The 18439-nt window shown below is 44.0% G+C and carries 16 protein-coding genes; 6 read left to right on the top strand and 10 right to left on the bottom strand.

What is annotated here, in order from left to right:
- Positions 1-46: 46 nt before the first annotated feature.
- Positions 47-700 (bottom strand): pyridoxamine 5'-phosphate oxidase, encoded by a 654-nt coding sequence (gene pdxH, locus ACHUFQ_RS11215; RefSeq protein WP_394175596.1) that lies wholly within the window; start codon positions 698-700, stop codon positions 47-49.
- A gap of 316 nt (positions 701-1016) precedes the next feature.
- Here pdxH and ACHUFQ_RS11210 point away from each other — a divergent pair, with 316 nt between their 5' ends.
- A complete protein-coding gene (locus ACHUFQ_RS11210) occupies positions 1017-1904 on the top strand; it encodes a polyphosphate kinase 2 family protein (protein ID WP_394175594.1) in 888 nt (295 codons plus the stop codon).
- Positions 1905-1909: 5 nt separating this feature from the next.
- A complete protein-coding gene (locus tag ACHUFQ_RS11205) occupies positions 1910-2389 on the top strand; it encodes an NUDIX hydrolase (protein ID WP_394175592.1) in 480 nt (159 codons plus the stop codon).
- 109 nt (positions 2390-2498) lie between these two features.
- On the opposite strand, the gene ACHUFQ_RS11200 is transcribed toward ACHUFQ_RS11205, so the two are convergent.
- From ACHUFQ_RS11200 to ACHUFQ_RS11180, 5 genes are read right to left on the bottom strand one after another with little or no spacing between them, the layout of a single operon-like run.
- Entirely contained in the window at positions 2499-3161 is a 663-nt protein-coding gene (locus ACHUFQ_RS11200) for a CoA transferase subunit B (RefSeq protein ID WP_394175590.1), read from the bottom strand.
- 8 nt (positions 3162-3169) lie between these two features.
- Positions 3170-3871 (bottom strand): CoA transferase subunit A, encoded by a 702-nt coding sequence (locus ACHUFQ_RS11195; protein ID WP_394175588.1) that lies wholly within the window; start codon positions 3869-3871, stop codon positions 3170-3172.
- A 26-nt stretch (positions 3872-3897) separates the two neighbouring features.
- Positions 3898-4665, bottom strand: a complete 768-nt coding sequence (locus tag ACHUFQ_RS11190; RefSeq protein ID WP_394175586.1) for a 3-hydroxybutyrate dehydrogenase — start codon at positions 4663-4665, stop codon at positions 3898-3900.
- 3 nt (positions 4666-4668) lie between these two features.
- Positions 4669-5832: an E22 family MetX-like putative esterase gene (locus tag ACHUFQ_RS11185; RefSeq protein WP_394175584.1), complete on the bottom strand. Its 1164-nt coding sequence runs from the start codon at positions 5830-5832 to the stop codon at positions 4669-4671.
- 52 nt (positions 5833-5884) lie between these two features.
- The gene (locus ACHUFQ_RS11180; RefSeq protein ID WP_394175582.1) at positions 5885-7180 is read right to left on the bottom strand and encodes a GntP family permease; all 1296 of its coding nucleotides are present in this window, start codon (positions 7178-7180) and stop codon (positions 5885-5887) included.
- Between the two features lie 306 nt (positions 7181-7486).
- Between ACHUFQ_RS11180 and ACHUFQ_RS11175 the strand changes: the two genes are divergently transcribed.
- Together ACHUFQ_RS11175 and ACHUFQ_RS11170 are read left to right on the top strand one after the other, a co-directional pair.
- Entirely contained in the window at positions 7487-9790 is a 2304-nt protein-coding gene (locus ACHUFQ_RS11175) for a TonB-dependent receptor (protein WP_394175580.1), read from the top strand.
- A gap of 119 nt (positions 9791-9909) precedes the next feature.
- Positions 9910-10575 (top strand): response regulator transcription factor, encoded by a 666-nt coding sequence (locus tag ACHUFQ_RS11170; protein ID WP_394175578.1) that lies wholly within the window; start codon positions 9910-9912, stop codon positions 10573-10575.
- Positions 10576-10582: 7 nt separating this feature from the next.
- On the opposite strand, the gene ACHUFQ_RS11165 is transcribed toward ACHUFQ_RS11170, so the two are convergent.
- On the bottom strand, positions 10583-11128 hold the full coding sequence (locus ACHUFQ_RS11165) for a DsrE family protein (RefSeq protein WP_394175576.1): 546 nt from the start codon (positions 11126-11128) through the stop codon (positions 10583-10585).
- A gap of 135 nt (positions 11129-11263) precedes the next feature.
- Here ACHUFQ_RS11165 and ACHUFQ_RS11160 point away from each other — a divergent pair, with 135 nt between their 5' ends.
- Both ACHUFQ_RS11160 and ACHUFQ_RS11155 read left to right on the top strand, forming a co-directional pair.
- A complete protein-coding gene (locus tag ACHUFQ_RS11160; RefSeq protein ID WP_394175574.1) occupies positions 11264-11980 on the top strand; it encodes a response regulator transcription factor in 717 nt (238 codons plus the stop codon).
- Between the two features lie 132 nt (positions 11981-12112).
- Positions 12113-12511 (top strand): ExbD/TolR family protein, encoded by a 399-nt coding sequence (locus ACHUFQ_RS11155; RefSeq protein WP_394175572.1) that lies wholly within the window; start codon positions 12113-12115, stop codon positions 12509-12511.
- 342 nt (positions 12512-12853) lie between these two features.
- Here ACHUFQ_RS11155 and ACHUFQ_RS11150 read toward each other — a convergent pair whose 3' ends face one another.
- The 3 genes from ACHUFQ_RS11150 to ACHUFQ_RS11140 all read right to left on the bottom strand — a co-directional run bounded on the left by ACHUFQ_RS11150 (position 12854) and on the right by ACHUFQ_RS11140 (position 17919).
- Positions 12854-13117: a hypothetical protein gene (locus ACHUFQ_RS11150; protein WP_394175571.1), complete on the bottom strand. Its 264-nt coding sequence runs from the start codon at positions 13115-13117 to the stop codon at positions 12854-12856.
- Between the two features lie 81 nt (positions 13118-13198).
- On the bottom strand, positions 13199-15670 hold the full coding sequence (locus ACHUFQ_RS11145) for a TonB-dependent receptor plug domain-containing protein (RefSeq protein ID WP_394175570.1): 2472 nt from the start codon (positions 15668-15670) through the stop codon (positions 13199-13201).
- Positions 15671-16113: 443 nt separating this feature from the next.
- A complete protein-coding gene (locus ACHUFQ_RS11140; protein WP_394175569.1) occupies positions 16114-17919 on the bottom strand; it encodes a polysaccharide lyase family 7 protein in 1806 nt (601 codons plus the stop codon).
- Positions 17920-18439: the final 520 nt, after the last annotated feature.

Genomic DNA, 18439 nt, shown 5'->3' with positions numbered 1-18439 from the left:
GGCAACCTTTAATATAATTGAAACAAAATTAAGCATTACTGCTGGGCTACGGTTGGAGTAAATAGGTTTGCCAGTTACCGTCGACTTTTTCAAAGCACAATCGATCATGCAGTCGGTTCGCTCTGCCTTGCCAAAATTCTATATAGTGGGGGACGACACGATATCCCCCCCAAAACTCCGGTAACGGGATATCTTTACCGGAAAACTCATCGGTAAATTGTTTTTCGATTTGGTGTAATTCGTCTTTGCTAGCGATTTTCTGACTTTGCTTCGATGCCCAGGCTCCAATTTGGCTACCGCGCCCGCGGCTGTGAAAATACGCTTCTGACTCTGCCTTACTAACTTTTTCAACTCGCCCTTCAATGCGCACTTGACGTTGCAGCACGGCCCAATGAAATAGCAGCGCAACCTGATTATTGGCACTTAGCTCGTCACTTTTTCGACTGCCATAATTGGTGTAAAACACGAATCCTTGTTCATCAAAGGATTTTAACAGCACCATCCGAGACGATGGCTGCCCCTGTGTATTACAACTGCTTACCGACATGGCTTCAGGTAACAACAATCCTGATTTATTGGCATCCTCAAACCAGGTAGCAAACAATGAAAAAGGCGATTTGTCGTCGGGAATTTCGGCCATAGGCAAAGCGACCCCTTGGCCAAAGGTAAATAAGCAGCGTAGTTTTTCTAACAGAGTCATCAGGTTAGGTTTCATGAGGTTAAAGTGAACATGTGACAATTATTTTAACAGCAATTGGTCAGGAGAAGGAAGTAAACAAGGTTAATGGAGGTGGCAAAGGTGATAAAGGTGTCAGCTTGAAAGAAATGCTTTCAAGCAGGTGTTAAAGGTGTCACGGTATTTGTCACCGCAGTGAATATGTCAGGTGAATATTATAACTTGTTAACATCATTACATTTTTGATAATCGATTTGGCAATTATTGAAATCTGTACTGTAATTAAAATGTCACAAAATAATAATAAACTGAGATCTTTTTAGTGCCCCCGTTATCAATCATGAAACTAAACAGCATTCATTACATTGACACCCCCTATGAAGGTATCAATGAGGCAGATTATCAAATAGAGAAAAAGCGTCTTCAGGTTGAATTGCTGAAGATCCAGCAGCGCCTTGTTCGCGAGAATCAGCGGCTGGCGATAACCTTTGATGGTCGCGATGCTGCCGGAAAAGGCTCGACCATTAAGCGCTTTACCGAGTTTCTTATTCCCAGTTTTTTTAACATTGTTGCCCTCGGGATCCCGACCGTTTCTGAATCTAAATATTGGTTTCGTCGCTATGAAAAGCATCTGCCTGCACCGGGCAATATCGCCTTTTTTGATCGTTCCTGGTACAACCGCGCGTTAATCGAGCCGGTGATGGGTTATTGTACCGAAGGGCAGTATAAATACTTTATGAAAAAGGTTCTTAACTGGGAGCATAAACAGATAGACCAAGGCCTTCTGCTGGTAAAGTTTTATTTGTCAGTGGACGCTGAAACACAATTGCTCCGCTTTGAAGACCGCATTCGCAACCCGCTGACTTACTGGAAATTTTCCGATAATGATTTAAAAGCCCGGAAGAAATGGAAGCTTTATACGGAATACAAGTTGCAAATGCTGGCCAGCACATCGTCCGTGAAATCCCCTTGGGTGATTGTCCAGGGGAATAAAAAACGCGAGGCTCGATTAACTTGTATGCTACATTTAGTCAGACTGCTGGGTGAAGACAATTTTACCCCGATGACCGGGGAACAAATTGTTAAGAATCAGGAAATGGAGGTCTCCGGCGTAAAATTTAAAGGTTTGAGTTTAAGACAAATTGCCGTGTTGGAAGAGTTACAGGGTAAAGCCGATACCTTCCAAACTGCAAAAGCGAAAAACTTGCAAGCCAGTAACACTGAGTAGCGATTATGACGTCAAATTCCCAAAAGGCCACCTTGAAAGACACCATAGGTTTACCAACAATAGCCTCTGCCGGGGGCCTGGTTTATAACGACTCTCATCATATTCTGTTAATGTTTAAACGCGGTAAATGGGATATGCCTAAGGGACGTATTGAAGAAGATCAGGCGGTGGAAATTACCGCATTACGAGAAGTCAATGAAGAAACCGGACTGAATATTGATAAGCTGGAAATTACCGGCAAATTGGTGTCTACCTGGCATACGACTCGGCATGGTAACACCAAGTATTTAAAGAAAACGCACTGGTTTTTGATGAAATACAGTGGCGACGATGATGAAACCGATCCACAGGTAGAAGAAGGGATTATTGAATGCCGCTGGGTACATTTAAGTGATTTGCCCGAATACCGGGAATTGTTAACGGCTCGGGTTAACTATGTTGTTGATTTTTGGCATCAAAATCTAGCATATACGCCGAGAAAATAAACCCGCATGAGCGTGCGGGTTTCGTCTTTTAAACGTGAAATGCGAAACACGCCACGCTCGGGTATCTCCATGGCTTTCTATATGGGGTACAACATTGATATCGACCTGCCTAGTCGGTAAACCTCATTTCTGGCACGTCGCCATTGACCACGAGGTCGCCCTCTGTCAGGCGCTGAATATCTTCGACGCTCACTCCAGGTGCCCGCTCTAACAGATGAAACTTTCCATCCTTAATTTCGATAAAGGCCAGATCGGTTAATACTTTCCGGATACATCCTTTGCCTGTCAAAGGTAATGTACATTGTTTTAAGAGTTTTGATTGGCCGTGCTTTGATGCATGGGTCATGGTGACGATGATATTATCGGCTCCAGCCACCAGATCCATAGCGCCGCCCATGCCCTTGATCAGTTTGCCTGGGATCATATACGAAGCAATATTGCCCTGCACATCCACTTCGAATGCGCCTAATACCGTTAAATCTACATGACCACCACGGATCATCGCAAAAGACTCGGCGCTATCAAACAGAGAAGCGCCTTTAATCATGGTAACAGTTTGCTTGCCTGCGTTAATTAAATCGGCATCCAGTTCTTCTTCGGTTGGAAACGCGCCCATGCCGAGCAAGCCATTTTCTGATTGCAACATCACTTCTATCCCTTTGGGGATGTAGTTAGCTACTAGGGTAGGGATACCGATACCTAAATTAACGTAATAGCCATCCTGTAGTTCCTGCGCGACTCGCATGGCCAATTGTTCTCTTGATAATGCCATAGGACCTCCTAGCTCTGGCTGAGTGTGCGTTGTTCGATTCGTTTTTCGAAGCTGCCCTGAATCAGGCGATCAACATAAATGCCCGGGGTGTGGATTTCATCCGGGTCTAAACTTCCTACAGGCACAATTTCTTCCACTTCAACAACGGTGATTTTGCCTGCGGTTGCCGCCATAGGATTAAAGTTTCGGGCAGTCTTGCGGAAGACTAAATTTCCGTAGGTGTCGGCTTTATAGGCTTTAATTATGGCAAAATCGCCGCGGATACTTTCTTCAAGAATGTATTTACGCCCAGCAAACTCGCGAACTTCCTTGCCTTCACCTACTGGCGTGCCATAACCGGTTGCGGTATAAAAAGCCGGGATACCTGCGCCGCCAGCACGCATTTTTTCCGCCAACGTTCCTTGTGGTGTTAATTCAACGTCGAGTTCACCGTTCATCATTTGCCGTTCAAATTCGGCATTTTCACCCACATAGGAGGCCACAATTTTTTTTATCTGTCGCTCCCCGAGTAACAAGCCTAAACCAAAGTCATCAACGCCGCAGTTGTTTGAAACTAGGGTTAGTCCTTTAATCTTTTGGCGTTGAATCTCTTTAATTAGGTTCTCTGGAATGCCACACAAACCAAAGCCTCCAGCGATAACGGTCATATTGTCTTGCAGCCCGGCTAATGCTTCCTGATAGCTACTAACCACTTTATTAAATCCTGACATAGGTGCTCCTGATTATTCCTTTAGAACTACTTAACGGTCCAGCCACCGTCGATTACCAGCGCCTGCCCGGTCATATTGCTGGCTTGCTTTGAGGCCAGAAATTCAACGGTGTGGGCTATTTCTTCAATATCGATAAATGATTTTTTCGGCATGGGTTCAAGCATAATCTTATCGACAACTTCGGCTTCACTCATTCCATGCTGTTTGGCCTGATCGGCAATCTGTTTTTCTACCAGAGCCGTTTTTACATACGCTGGACAAATGGTATTGATGGTGATGTCGGTATCTGCCGTTTCTAATGCGATGACTTTGGAAAATCCTAACAAGCCATGTTTTGCTGACACATAAGCGGATTTATATGGTGAGGCGACGAGGCCGTGAATGGAGCCGATATTAATGATTCGACCAAATCCCTGAGCGCGCATTTTGGGCAGCATCTGTTGGCAGGTTCGCACCGGACCAAGCAATAAAATATCGACAATTAACTGCCATTTATCTAACGGAAAGTCTTCTAAACGTGATACATGTTGAATGCCAGCGTTATTGATTAACACATCGATTTTAATTGTTTCCAGCTTCGCCATTAAACGTTGCAGATCTTCTGCACTGGTTACATCTAACGGATACCCCGTTGCGTTTATACCCTCTTGAGAGAGCCTTGCTAACGCCTCATCAACCCGTTGCTGATTAATATCGGTAATGATGATGTTGTGACCTTTATTCGCCATGGCTTTGGCTACGCCATAACCAATACCGCTGGCGGCGCCAGTGATCAGCAGAGTTTGTGTTGTCATAATTTACTGCTCCAGAAATGTTCGCAATTCATTTGCTTTAGTTTCGATGGAAAAAATGCCGTCGAGATGTCCCCATTGGCCATCGATTTCGTCATATTGTGACCCTTCGCCGACCAATTCGTGGGCTTCCTCGGCCATTGCCGGATATAAAAGCAAGTCGTTTGTAGCGGCTAGGAATAAGGTTTTTGCGGTGATTTTAGACAGTGCTCCTGCAACATCGTTGTTGTAGCCCGCGATAAAGGTCTGATTGGCGCGTACCAGATATAAAATGTGATTCGCATCAATCAGCTCAGTGCGGGCTTTGGCGGCATTATAAAGCCAATCTACCACTGGGTAGCTGGCATAAATGTCGTTCAATGGACCTTGCGACAAAGGATCGTGATTCGGGTTAGAGGCGTTGAATATTGCCGGGTGCATCGCTTCTTGCGTGATCATTGCCAGCGATTGTATGAGCCCAACAAGGGGCTTATCACCATCATAGTAATTGCCAAAATTCCAATTAGGATCGGTTTTTATCGGTGCTGCCCACTTTTCCATTGCTGCTACTACCCAGGCATCGACCTGGGCCGTACCAATTACCGATACCATGCGCTCAACCATCTCGGGATAAGCGACGGCCCAGTCGATGGCTTGCATTGAGCCCATTGACGGACCAACAACAGCGTGTAATTTACGAATGCCAAGACTATCAATTAACGCTTTTTGTACATTAACAAAGTCACGAATGGTAACGACCGGAAAACTCAAACCATAGGGCTTTCCAGTTCGTGGGTTTATTGTTGCCGGACCGGTAGTAATGACGTTGGAGTCGTAAACGCCGGCGTTAACCAGTGTATCGGAGCTGATCACGTAATATTTATCGGTGTCGATAGCCTTTCCAGGACCAATGATCGCGTCCCAATATCCGGGTAGCGGGTCTGATTCATTATATTTACCAGCCGCATGACTGTTACCAGTGAAATAATGGGTAATGAGGATCGCGTTGGACTTGGTATCATTTAAGGTGCCGTAGGCTTCCCAACCGATATTGACCGTATCAATCACCGAACCATTAAAGGTTCTAAAATTTTTTGTGGTGAACTTTTGCTTTTTTACCAGCATGGTCTCGGCAAAGGCTGCATTGCTTATTAGCGTCACGGACAACAGTAGGAGTTTGATGAATTTCATTGTTGTTACCTTTATTCTTCGTTTTATATTAATAACTTAGGTTATTCATAGTTTAGAACAGAATAAATAAACCAATGGCAATTGCCAAACCAATAAGCGGCACCACGCCAGTCATCGCAAACATTGACCAATAAGCACTGGCATGGGTTTCTTTACAGATTGCGCGAATGGTGGTTACCACGTATCCGTTATGTGGCAGGGTATCAAGCGCCCCAGAACTGATGGCAACGACACGGTGTAATTCTTCTGGATTTACGCCTTGATCGATGTAATGTGGTGCCAGTAAGGGCAGGGCAATTGCCTGGCCACCCGATGCCGAACCGGTTAGACCGGCAATGACACTCACTGCAACCGCTGCGCCAATTAACTCGTTCCCCGGTATTTGGGTCATAACTTCTACCGCAAGCTGAAAGGCATCGGTGGATTTTGCCACGGCACCAAATCCTACAACGGCAGCGGTATTACCGATTGCGATCAAGGCACCGGTTGTTCCTTCGGTAATGGCATTATTGATATTATGAAAGTGCTTTGAGTTAATGATCATGATGCTGATCACACCGCCACCTAAGGCCAGAATTAACGCGTTATGGCCAAACATATCGTGAAAACTAAAGGACAGGGCTAACACAACCAATAGTGGTATTAAACCGGTAATGGGATGTGGATAGTCGCGCTCAGGAATATGAGGGTCATCATCTCGACCGTGAAACTGTTCGCCATTAGCAACCGCTTTGGCAATCATTCGTTTTAACCACCAATATCCAAACAGCGCCATAAAAATAGCAACCACCAGACTGACTTCCCAGCCAGCATAGGGCGAGGTACCCAGGTATTTAATCGGGATCCAGTTTTGAATTTCGGGCGAGCCAGCAGAGGTCATGGTAAAGGTAACCGAACCAAATGCCAGCGCTGCTGGGATAAAACGTCGTGGTAAATTCGCATCTTTAAACAGACTCAATGCCATTGGATAGACAGAGAATGCAACGACAAACAGGTTGACACCGCCATAGGTTAAGATGGCACAGGCAGCAACGACCGCAAACACTGCTTTTTTCATCCCCAAACGATCGACGATCCAACGGGCTACGCTATCAGCGGCGCCCGTGTCTTCCATAAACTTGCCGAATAAGGAACCGAGCAGGAACATAAAAAACCAGGAGGCGATAAAACTGGTAAAGCCTGACATATAGGCGGCGACAAAGTACTCATCGCCGGTAAGAATGGCCATATGGTTAGACACAGCAACAATAAGCGCACACAAGGGTGCACTAATAAAGAGGTTCATTCCTCGCATAGTCAGAACAATTAGTAAAACTAATCCGCCGACCAGACCCAGCATACTTAACATAGGTATTTCCTGAATTGGTGATAATTATTATTGTTGTTTTGATTGAAATAAACTGAGCTGCCAAGGTGTGAAAATACGATTTGTTGATCGCAATATCTTCAAACCTCGTGCTAAATTGTGCGTTAGAATCGGAGGCTTGGGTATAGTACTTAAGTATGAGTTACTTTTTTTCAGCTATCCGCTACATTGTGTTTTGATTGAAGAAAATTACTGCAAAGCAAAAGATGCGCATTAGCGATATACGCTGATGCAACTCTTTAAAAATTAAACATAACAAGAATAATTCCAAAATTAATTGGGGGAGATATGAAGTCAACCTATAGTAATTCACGCAAAACACTCTGTGCTGTGGCCGTTAGTGCCGCCATTTTTGGTACCGCTAGTGTGTCAGCTCAAGAAGAGCAGGAAGCTCTGGATAGCGCAGGGTTAGAGCGCATTGAAGTTACCGCCCGAAAAACCGTTGAAAACTTGCAGGAAGTGCCTGTCGCGGTTACTTCTATCGGCGAAGAAGAGTTATTAGTAAACGGTATTGAAGTACTGACCGAAGTTCAACAGTTCTCACCAAACACAACATTACAACGCAGCCGTGGTACTAACTCTACCATCACCGCATTTATTCGTGGTGTTGGTCAGCAAGATCCACTTTGGGGTTATGAGCCTGGCGTCGGTATTTATGTTGATGACGTTTACATTGCTCGTCCTCAAGGTGCGGTGCTCGATTTATTAGATGTCGAACGTATCGAAGTGTTACGTGGTCCTCAAGGTACCTTATACGGCAAGAACACCATTGGTGGTGCGATTAAGTACGTGACCAAAGAAATGAGCGGTGATGCAGAATTTGGTGTGCAGGGTACGGTTGGTACTGATAACCAAATGGACTTCAAAGTAACCGGTCAATTACCGGTCATCGATGACATGTTATATGTTGGTTTTGGTTTTGCGTCGTTGCAACGGGATGGTTTTGGTGAGTTTCTGGAGATTGACCCGCAATTGGGGGACCAGGATAACGAAAACTACAATAAAGATGTGATGGCTGGTCGGGTAACGGTGGAATTCCGTCCTATCGATGATTTGTTCTTCCGTTTTAATTACGACAAAACCGAAGATGAATCCAATTCCAAAGGTGGCTACCGTTTATTGCCAAGTATCCTGACAGAAGCGCCAGTACCTGACAGTGTTTATGATTCCTATACCTCATTACCTACCTGGAATAAGGTTGAACTCGAAGGTTATAGCTTTACCGCTAATTGGGATTTCTCCGATAATAGCAGCATCAAGTATACCTTTGCCGATCGTGAGAGTTATTCTCCGACCAACATCGATTTTGATAATACGCCGTTGCGTATATTTGATGTACCGGCTATTTATGATGATGAACAAACTACCCATGAATTACAATTTAATAACGTCGGCGATAATCATAAATTTGTTGCGGGTGTTTATTATTATGACGCTCAGTCCTGCGGTCAGTTTGAAGCGATTCTAGAGGTATTAGGTAACGCGTTAGGCGCACCGGGTCTTACTCGCGAGGTTAGCGGTTGTTCTAATGGCACATCACAAGCGGCTTACGCACAGTTAAGCTATGATCTGACTGACAGCTGGTCAATCACCGCCGGCGGTCGCTATACCAAAGATGAGAAAGAAGCCATCGTAAATAATGGTTTAATATTTGCCACCGTTTATCCTGAGTCCGGATGGATTGACGGTTATGTGCGCCCTGAAGGAGATTTAGTGCCGACGGTTCTGGATGATTCCGATGACTGGTCGAAATTTACTCCGCGCCTTGGTGTTGAATTCCAGGCAACAAACGACATGATGTTTTTCGCAAGTTTTGCCCAGGGTTTTAAATCCGGTACCTTTAACCCGCGTGCGACGACAGCAGAACCTGCCGCCGATCCGGAAAACGTAGATTCTTATGAAGTGGGTATGAAAGCCGAGTGGTTGAACAATGCCTTGAGAACCAATGTGACCTTATTCTCATTAGATCACGAAGATCGCCAATACATCTCCGTGCTTCCAGGTGAAAGCTCTACGGATTTGAACCAACGGTTAGGTAATATCGGTAGCTCAGAAGCTCAGGGTGTAGAAGCCGAAATATCCTGGCAAACGACGGCGAACTTAAGGTTTGATGTTGCGCTTGGCTACATTGATTCTGACTTTAGTGAAGTTATCGATTTCGACGAGAACGGCAATCCGTTTGATAAATCCGATCGATTCTCGGTATCTAACACGCCGGAATATACCTTTAACTTTGCAGCCAATTACACCCTGGAAACGGGGATCGGTGACTTCATATTCAACGGCAACTACTACTATCGTGATGATTATGTGTTGTTTGAAGAAGACAGTTTACTTACCCAGGAAGGTTATGGCCTGGTGAACCTTAGCGTGAACTGGTACTCCAACAGCGGTGATTGGTATGCCGGTTTACATGTGAAAAACCTTACCGACGAAGAGTACCTGATTGGTGGTTATCAATTCGTAACGCCGGATCCTAGTGACCCGACCAACATCGATTTGTATACCGCGGGTCTTGGTGGTGATAATACCCTGATTGGATATTATGGCGACCCACAAACGATCTCTTTGACCGTGGGTTATAACTTCTAATAACCCTTATGGTAAGTCTGGTATCAGAAATGCGCTCCAAAGTTTCTGATACCAGCACTCGATTTGCAGTATTACTGTGAATTTCAACAAAGTATGTTATTAATAAGGCCTGTTTCCCAATGAGTTATGATGTTGTGAAAATAGCCATCGCTGATGACCATCCATTATTTCGTACTGCGCTGATTCAGGCTGCGTCGAAAACCCTGGGCGGAAGTAAAATCCTTGAAGCCGAATCATTTGCAGAATTGCTGGCGTTAATCAAAGACAATCGTGATTTGGAATTGCTGTTTCTGGATATCAATATGCCGGGTAATGATGGCTTTTCCGGTTTATCCCGGATAAAAAACGGCTTTCCTGATATTCAGGTAATTATGGTATCAGCCATTGAAGATGGCAAAGTGATAAGTCGGGCAATAGATTTGGGTGCCAGCGGTTATATTCCCAAATCGTCATCGCTTGAGCAAATATCCAGAGCCATTGGTACCGTATTAAATGGCGAAACCTGGATCCCGGAAGGGATTGCTATCGAGGACGTCAATGGTGCCGAAAAACAGTTAGCAAAACGGCTGGAAACCTTAACACCGGCTCAGTTTAATGTGTTGCAAATGATTTGCGACGGTCTGCTGAATAAACAAATCGCCTATGAAATGAATATTCAGGAAACCACAGTGAAAAATCACGTCTCTGCTATTTTGCAAAAACTCCAGGTGAATAATCGCACTCAGGCAGGACTGATCTATCAACAGTTAAAGTCTATCGAGCAACAGGTGGATATACTCGTGTAGTAATCGCCTAAAATGGGTTGAGTATATAACCCTGTTGCTGCAATAACTGATTTGCCGTCATGGCTGAAAGTGCCATGGTAATGCCAGGTTTTAAATCGGCTGCGGCAACGCCATAATAACTGGCAGATTGTCCGCACACATAGATATCCACTTCCGCAGCAAGCAGTTTTGCGAGCAAATCTGCATTCAAATCCTCACCGTCAAAACGTTGTTGGTATTGTTTACTGACTAACATTTCATTTGTCGCCTTACCATGAATGATCATCGCTATATCGAGATTTTCCAGGGGTACGCCGGCAGCAACGTGCATATTAATAAAGCGCGCTACGGTATTGTAGCTGGAATTTATTTTGCCTTTTTCCGAGGCTTCGCTGATATCGAAAATGATCTTGAATTGTTGTTGCTCGGGTGATTTCAAAGCGCCGGGTATTTGTGCTTTCTGACCATAGTGTTGAATGACTGGCCCTTTAGAAAATTCCGCTGGTTTTGCATTTGCAAAGCCGGTAAATAGGGTGAAAGGCAAACTAACTGCTAATATTAGATTCTTGAACATAGGCAAATTTCAGTAATGTTGAGATAGTTATACTGTTGCATAAATATGGGGTACTGGAAAGTATCCTGCTTGCAGCAGCTGTTAGTCATAAGTCTTTGATTAAGATTTTAATGATCGGTAAGTTAGGGTGAGGTAATGAGTCAGCACACAGGAAACATTAGTCAGTTTTCAACCATTATGCTGGTAGAGGATGACCAGGTTTTTTCCTCTTTGATGAAAACGTACCTGGAAAAGTCTTCTTACGTGGTGGAGCAGGTGTTTCGTGGCGATCAGGCATATCGAACACAAATTAAAACCCAACCGGATCTGATCATCCTCGATATCGGTTTACCTGGGAAAGATGGCTATAAAGTTTGCCATGAGTTAAGAAGTACATACAAAGGACCTATTCTGTTTTTGACCTCCCATGCCAGCGAGGCGGAACATCTGGCCGCATTCAACGTAGGGGCCGATGATTATCTGGTTAAACCTGCCAGTCCGCAAGTCGTTCTTGCCCATGTCGATGCCCTGATGCGTCGTTACAAAGATCAACTTAATTCCGGTAAACGTCAAACCTTAGAGGTGGGAGAAATTTCGTTAACACCAGCGGAGCAAAAATGCGCAATCAATGGTGAGCAAGTCGCATTATCTAATTTTGAGTTTGAGCTCTTGACGCTTCTGATGTATAACGTTGGCAAAGTGATCACCCGCGACAATATTTATAAGCTATTGCTGGGGCGTGAATATGATGGCTCGGAGCGGTCGGTTGACGTCAGGGTTTCCCGGCTTCGGGATAAACTGATGAGCCAGGGCGCAGAGAAAGCCCACATAAAAACTATCTGGGGTAAAGGCTATCTTTTAACTGAAGATTAACGTTCAGAGCGAAGTTTTCATAAAAATACGCCTAAGTTAAGCCAGTTATTAGTCTTTGCCGTTGCAATTTACCGCTTTTTTCGTAATGATGTAAGCAATTAAAAATTTAACTGCCTTTTTTGGAGTTCTGCCATGGGAATTAAACGTAGCCATGAAAACGATGAAGCGGAAGTCGATATGACACCGATGCTTGATATCGTTTTTATCATGCTGATTTTCTTTATCGTAACAACGTCTTTTGTTAAAGAATCCGGGTTGGATATGAACCGACCCAAAGCCACACAAGCTAATGCCGATCCAAAGAAAAAATCGATTTTGGTTCGTGTTAATGAATACGGCAATATCATTATTAACAACCGTAATGTTGATCCAGAGCGTGTGGAGGCCTACATCGAATCGTTACTGGCTGAAAACCCAACCGATACTATCGTGTTAGATGCTCATGATGATGCGACCCACGAAACGATTGTTATCGTTGCCGATCAGGTCAAATCTCTTGGTTTGAATATCGCGGTGGTATCAAAACCTTAATGTTTTGATGTTTGCGTTAAACAAAAAAGCGACGCTATACGTCGCTTTTTTTGTATCTGCACATTTGTACATTTGCTTATACCAATCCCATTAAGTTTGTGCACAACTCAGAGTTAGGGCAGAGGTTCAGTTACAACATAGATTTCGTTGATATAGTCATTCTATATTAATGAAATATAGGGCAGTAAATGGGCCTCTCACTAACTCCCTACGGGTGAGTTTTAAAGGCATTTATCCTGCGTTACTGATTTCGACAATGGTATAACCATTCTCTGCAATCAAAGCCTTGTCTAAAAGCCTTTAAATTCTCACTGAGTCAGCAATCATTTAATGTGGTTGGTATTATTGTTCCTGCTCGACGATTTCCGCATCAAGTAGGTCGGTTTTTGCCTGAATCAATAGGGCAAAGACAAGGATGGTTGCAGCCAACCCACAAATGAATGCGATTTCCAGGTACGGAAATGTGGCGGCTTGGTGAAAGGTTAGTGTTAATTCGAATATGCAGGAAAATACTGCGGTGAACGATAAAAGTATCAACAGAAAATACGATTTTGGTGATATTAGTACATGTTGTTTTTCTTGTTGTAATAGTTTTTTCAAGTTCATTGACAAAGATTCCCTGGATCTTGATTTGGATACTATAAAAAAGCGATGGCTTAACCATCGCTTTTTTTACACGTTAATGTCTTAGAAATTAACGGTAGTACTGACAAAGAATGTACGGCCAATTACATCATAAACGCTTGGCACTGTATCCATATCGTTACCATTTGGTACATTTTCCGGTTCTGTATCCAGCAGGTTTTTAACACCAGCATTGAACGTCCATTCATCTCCCAGGTAGTAGCTGGCTGATACATTGTGATAGATCACATCATCCGTTTGGAATTCTTCGCCCCAGGCATTTCCTTCCATACCTTTAACATATTGTGCGTAATATTGCGCACTCAGCTTATCGGTAATGTCGGCATTGACCATAAAGGTAGATTTCAGCTCCGAATAGCCACCGATGTTACCATCGATAGAACCTGTGTAATCGACACCATCTTGTTCAAACTCAAGCAAGTAGGTGCTATCCCAGGTGAAACGATAACGATCGAATGCATAGGATACGTTCCAGTCGACACCGGAAGTGTTCTGCTGACCGATATTCGTTAATGCTGAGGTCAAGTTAGACAGATCGCCATCTTGTGTGATGTTTATCGTGTCACACGAAGCCTGCACTCCTTCAAAACACTGGTTCAATTCGTTTTGAACATCTACACGTGAAATAGCATCGGAAATTTCAAATTTCCAATAATCCAATGTCGTTGACAGACCCTGGGTGATTTCCCATACCGCACCGAGCGTGAATGAATCACTTTCTTCAGGCTGTAGATTCTCATCACCGGTGTAGTTCACCAGGATTTGTGGATCTGGCGCATTGCCCCACGGATCCGACAAGTAATCATAAGAACCAGAATTTCCGGCATATAGTTCACTCACCGACGGCGCTCTAAAGCCTGTGGCTAATACTGAACGCAGCATAAATGCATCGGTAAATCGATAGGTTGCCCCTAACTTCCAGGTAGCAGCGCCGCCAAAGGTTGAGTAGTCATCGAAGCGGGTTGCACCTTCAACGGTAAAGGCATCGCTTAATGGTACCGATACTTCCAGATAAGCCGAGTTTACCGAGTAATTACCCGATGTCGGATCTTGTTGTGCAGCGGTACTTTCACCCAGTTGAGTGATAATGTCTGGTGTATAGAATCCACTTTCGTAGCGGCTTTCGACACCAACGGCGTAGCCGATGTCAGACTCGGTAACACCACTATAACCAGCGGCCAACGTAAACTGCTCGTTGCCACCTTCATTTTCTTCGACATAAGAAATGCCATCTTGGATTAGCTGCGCATTGGCAATCGGCTCAGGGCTAAACCACAGATCCTGATTGGCATAAATACTTTTTTCCATATTGCCTGCATGAATCGAATTCTCTACCTGATCTTTCGAGTCATTGCGGCCATAGGTTGCCGAAAAATCCCAGCTGGCATCATTTTCCAGATATCCTTTGACACCAACAGACGCACGTATGGTATCAGTTTGCTGGTTAAATATACGCGGGCCGGCATCGCTCATACGGCGTTTGTATAATAACTCGCCAGGTACCTGACCATTTTCATCTTTAAACTGATCACGCCATTTGCTATCCAATTGTGACGTATCTAGATCAATAGCCGCAGGCTGAGGCGCCATTTGTTGCGTTGAATCGCGACGTGTGTACATTACATCGGCATTAAATTCGGTATCCGCATCGAGTTCACGATTAAAGCTCGAGAACACACTATATAGATCGTTAGGTGTTTGCGCATAACTTGTCTGAGTATAATCATAACCGTAATCGCGCGGAACGAATCCACCATTACCGTCAGGAACCAGACCACCTAAGGTGCCTTCAGGGATAAACGATGATTGACCTGGAGACACGAAGTCACGATCGGATTGAATGATTTTTCCTCGATTTGAGTATTGCGCGCCAAGGACCAGGTTGCCTCCAGCAAGTTCTAAACCCGTTAAGGCACTGAATCCAGAGCTGGTACCATCGCCTTTATCAGTTTGGCTGGCTTCTACTTTGATTTCGGTTTCATCAAATTCTTTTTTGGTGATGATGTTTACCACACCTGCAATCGCATCGGAACCGTATACCGCCGATGCACCATCTTTGAGTATTTCGATCGACTTGATCATCGAAACCGGAATAGTATTTAAGTCTACCGAAGAGTCTGCGCCAGTACCGGATGCAACCATACGACGGCCATTTAACAGCACCAGCGTACGTTGAGCACCCATTCCGCGAAGGTTAACAGTAGCACTACCACCAGAACCATTATTTGACGTTGCACCTAAGCTCATGCCGGCAGCGGTTGGCTGTACGTTAAGAATTTCCTGAACTGAGGTAAAACCGCTCTTAGCGATTTGTTCTGCACCGATCACCGCAACAGGGCTTGCAGTTTCCATATCGGTACGATTAATACGTGAACCTGTGATTTCAATGCGTTCTACATCTAGCGCTTGTTGTGCATCTTGTTGTGCTTCGGCATTCGCGGCCGTGACAGAGAGCGCAGATACCGTCGAGGTACCAAAGAGAAAAGCTTTAACGATTGAATTTTTATTAAACATATTTAACTCCTAATAAAAGCGTCCAAACCGTTCAGTGAACAGATTCGTAACGACTTGTGGCCATATTAGGTGGAAAATGTAATGAGTTAGAATAGTCTGTAACAGTTGCGATAGGGATGTTGCAACTTAGTTAATCAAGTTATGTATCTATTTGATTCACAATCAGTTCAAGGTGCGAGTAAATACTCAAATGTTAGCGATTTCAGATCTAGAAGGTTGTCTGAATATGTTATTCATTTACCTGACTTAAGTTTGACTTTTATTTCTAATATGTTGAATTTAAACAGGTAAGTGATTAATTGTAGGGAGGAGGAGACGTAAACTTTTAATAACTTGCTGTTGCACGAATGAAACAAATGATCACAAAGTATTTGCAATGTCATTGGCAATTTAGAAAGACTTGAGCCAGGTATTGGCTCAAGTCTTTAAACGAAGATGATTAATTAGTGATTATAACCATCATGGGTATTTACGATACTGTAGAAAGTGGCCTGAACATAATCATCAGCATCGCCGGTATTATTTTGATTATAAACCCCGGCTTTGAAGTAATTATATTCGTCACTACCATTGTGATATCCACTATTGCTCATATCGACTTTTTGAACCACATCAGGTTTGCCGTCACGCATAATGGTTACCGTCAGGTCGTGACCCACGACTTTAATGGAGTAACTGAACACTTCGCCCAACGCAATCCCGTCGCTTGGATTCGACGCTGAGCTGGAGTTGCTACCGATCATGTCATACTTCTGATCATTGCCACCATTTGGTTCATGGGCTAAGTAGATAGAGCCAAGGATATTGCCAGGAAGTTTACGGTAGTAAAGCTTTGCTGGCTCATCGTTTCTCGCATGTATTTGGCCGACAATGACACGTCCAACCTGACCGCTGTCACCTGTGGTGGTGACGTGATCCACTTTAAGTGTTGATACGAGTTCACCATCAATGCCACCAGCATTGGATCTATCTTCGGAAGAATAGGTAGTAAATACCCAATTGTTTTTGTTGATGCCCTGCGTTGCAATACTTTCATCACCGCGACGTAACATTTCTCTTAATTCCGATCGCGTATAGCTGGTATTAGTTGAGGTTTTTGGCGCATCAATGGGAGCTTTAAACACCAGTCCACCATCGGCAGCATAGTAAAACCACTCTGGGTGCTCATATCCGGCAACCAGTTCGCTTTCACTAATTGAATCGGATTTGCCATCACCGTTGTTATCAACAGGAACCCCTAAATACCAGTCGCTCAAATCAATGCCTGTCGTTGGTGGCGGCGTCGGCGGATCTACTGGTGGATTGGTGCCGCCATCGATATCACCTTGATCACAGCCTAGAATTTTTGCTTCAATGATGCTATTCCAGGTATTCGACGAGTTGCCGTAACCGGTAATACGTAGATATCTTGCCTGAGCATTAAACCCATCAACCGTTTCATAACTGCTGCTCGAGCCCGAAGACTGACCACTAACAATAACTGAATCCCAATTATTGTTATCTAATGAAGTGTCGATATCAAAATAGGAAACGCGACTGTTGCCTTTAAACCAGACAATTTGCGCAGCATTAACCGTTGCCTCGGCGCCCAAATCGAAAATAATTTGCTTTCCGGAGCCATTGGAAGACCAGCGCGACTCGCTACCTAAATCACCATCGATGGTATTATTGGGTCCATGACCATCGTTCGAACCGTCATCATAGGCACCCACAATGACCAGGTCACCTGTGCTGCTGCACTCGCCGCCGGTCGGAGGCGTTGTTTCACCACCATCACCAGGATCGGTTGGCTCACTGCTTTGTGTCAGACTAAAATCATCGAAACGACCTTCACCTGAGCTATACTGCCCAAATAGGGTCACTTGCGTGGCAGATCCGGAGTTAAAGGACACCGTAACCGCTTCAAAGTCATTGCTACTGCCACTGTTCGCATACGTTGTGCCACCTACAATCGCGCCGATTGCACCACTGCCTTTGATAAAGGCCTGGAGTTGGTAGTTAGTATTTTCTGTTACCGTGACAACCTGCTCGAAAGCACCGGAGCTACCGGTAATTTTTGCCGAACGATTCCCGGAATAGGAATCAGAGGAGATGGCAGAAGGATCCGTATCTGCCCAACCATCCCAGTTGTTTTCAAACCCTGAATTTTCTATTTCTACGGCATTTACGTGTGCCGATAAGCCTGTCGCGCCAAGCGCCAGGCTCCCCAGTAGTAAGCTAGATAAATAGCTCTTGTTATAGTTTTTCATCATTTAGCCTTTTTATAATTATTAGTTTTGTATTACCAAATTGTTAAATTTAGTAATAATTTGATACTGCCTTATGTAATACCAAAGATCAAATGTGGTAATTAATCACCAGTAAACCGGGTTTTTTAATGATTTTTAATGGTTTTTACTCATATCGATTAAAAAATAATCAGATAAGAAAGGGGGGATATGAAAAGTGAATGCTAACTATTATTGTGCGTGGTCAGGCCAATATGTGTTGTAGTGGTTACCAATAAAAATACTGATGACAGCCCGGTGTTATGGGGCTCGTTTTAAATATCAGTGATTTTGACATCCTGAAAAAAATTTTAATAGAAAACGTGTTATTTTGCGTAATTACCAATTTTCGATTCGAAGCTTTAAATCACAACATCAAGAAAGGGGAATTGATTGCTTTATACCAATCACATTAAGTTTGTGCTCAACTCAGAGTTAGGGCAGAGGTTCAGTTACCACATAGATTTTATTGATATAGTCATTCTATATTAATGAAATATAG

Origin of the sequence: Thalassotalea litorea, assembly GCF_043642205.1 — a bacterium.
GTDB classification, from domain to species: Bacteria; Pseudomonadota; Gammaproteobacteria; order Enterobacterales; family Alteromonadaceae; genus Thalassotalea_A; species Thalassotalea_A litorea.
Note: the sequence above shows the minus strand (reverse complement) of the source record. Positions and strands in the feature narration are given on the sequence as shown.

Bases quoted from the DNA above. Each gene is read 5' to 3' on its own strand.
- ACHUFQ_RS11210 (WP_394175594.1), top strand. From the start codon at position 1,017: ATGAAACTAAACAGCATTCATTACATTGACACCCCCTATGAAGGTATC.
- ACHUFQ_RS11165 (WP_394175576.1), bottom strand. From the start codon at position 11,128: ATGTTCAAGAATCTAATATTAGCAGTTAGTTTGCCTTTCACCCTATTT.
- pdxH (WP_394175596.1), bottom strand. From the start codon at position 700: ATGACTCTGTTAGAAAAACTACGCTGCTTATTTACCTTTGGCCAAGGG.
- ACHUFQ_RS11150 (WP_394175571.1), bottom strand. From the start codon at position 13,117: ATGAACTTGAAAAAACTATTACAACAAGAAAAACAACATGTACTAATA.
- ACHUFQ_RS11190 (WP_394175586.1), bottom strand. From the start codon at position 4,665: ATGACAACACAAACTCTGCTGATCACTGGCGCCGCCAGCGGTATTGGT.
- ACHUFQ_RS11155 (WP_394175572.1), top strand. From the start codon at position 12,113: ATGGGAATTAAACGTAGCCATGAAAACGATGAAGCGGAAGTCGATATG.
- ACHUFQ_RS11180 (WP_394175582.1), bottom strand. From the start codon at position 7,180: ATGTTAAGTATGCTGGGTCTGGTCGGCGGATTAGTTTTACTAATTGTT.
- ACHUFQ_RS11205 (WP_394175592.1), top strand. From the start codon at position 1,910: ATGACGTCAAATTCCCAAAAGGCCACCTTGAAAGACACCATAGGTTTA.
- ACHUFQ_RS11140 (WP_394175569.1), bottom strand. From the start codon at position 17,919: ATGAAAAACTATAACAAGAGCTATTTATCTAGCTTACTACTGGGGAGC.
- ACHUFQ_RS11195 (WP_394175588.1), bottom strand. From the start codon at position 3,871: ATGTCAGGATTTAATAAAGTGGTTAGTAGCTATCAGGAAGCATTAGCC.
- ACHUFQ_RS11145 (WP_394175570.1), bottom strand. From the start codon at position 15,670: ATGTTTAATAAAAATTCAATCGTTAAAGCTTTTCTCTTTGGTACCTCG.
- ACHUFQ_RS11170 (WP_394175578.1), top strand. From the start codon at position 9,910: ATGAGTTATGATGTTGTGAAAATAGCCATCGCTGATGACCATCCATTA.
- ACHUFQ_RS11160 (WP_394175574.1), top strand. From the start codon at position 11,264: ATGAGTCAGCACACAGGAAACATTAGTCAGTTTTCAACCATTATGCTG.
- ACHUFQ_RS11200 (WP_394175590.1), bottom strand. From the start codon at position 3,161: ATGGCATTATCAAGAGAACAATTGGCCATGCGAGTCGCGCAGGAACTA.
- ACHUFQ_RS11175 (WP_394175580.1), top strand. From the start codon at position 7,487: ATGAAGTCAACCTATAGTAATTCACGCAAAACACTCTGTGCTGTGGCC.
- ACHUFQ_RS11185 (WP_394175584.1), bottom strand. From the start codon at position 5,832: ATGAAATTCATCAAACTCCTACTGTTGTCCGTGACGCTAATAAGCAAT.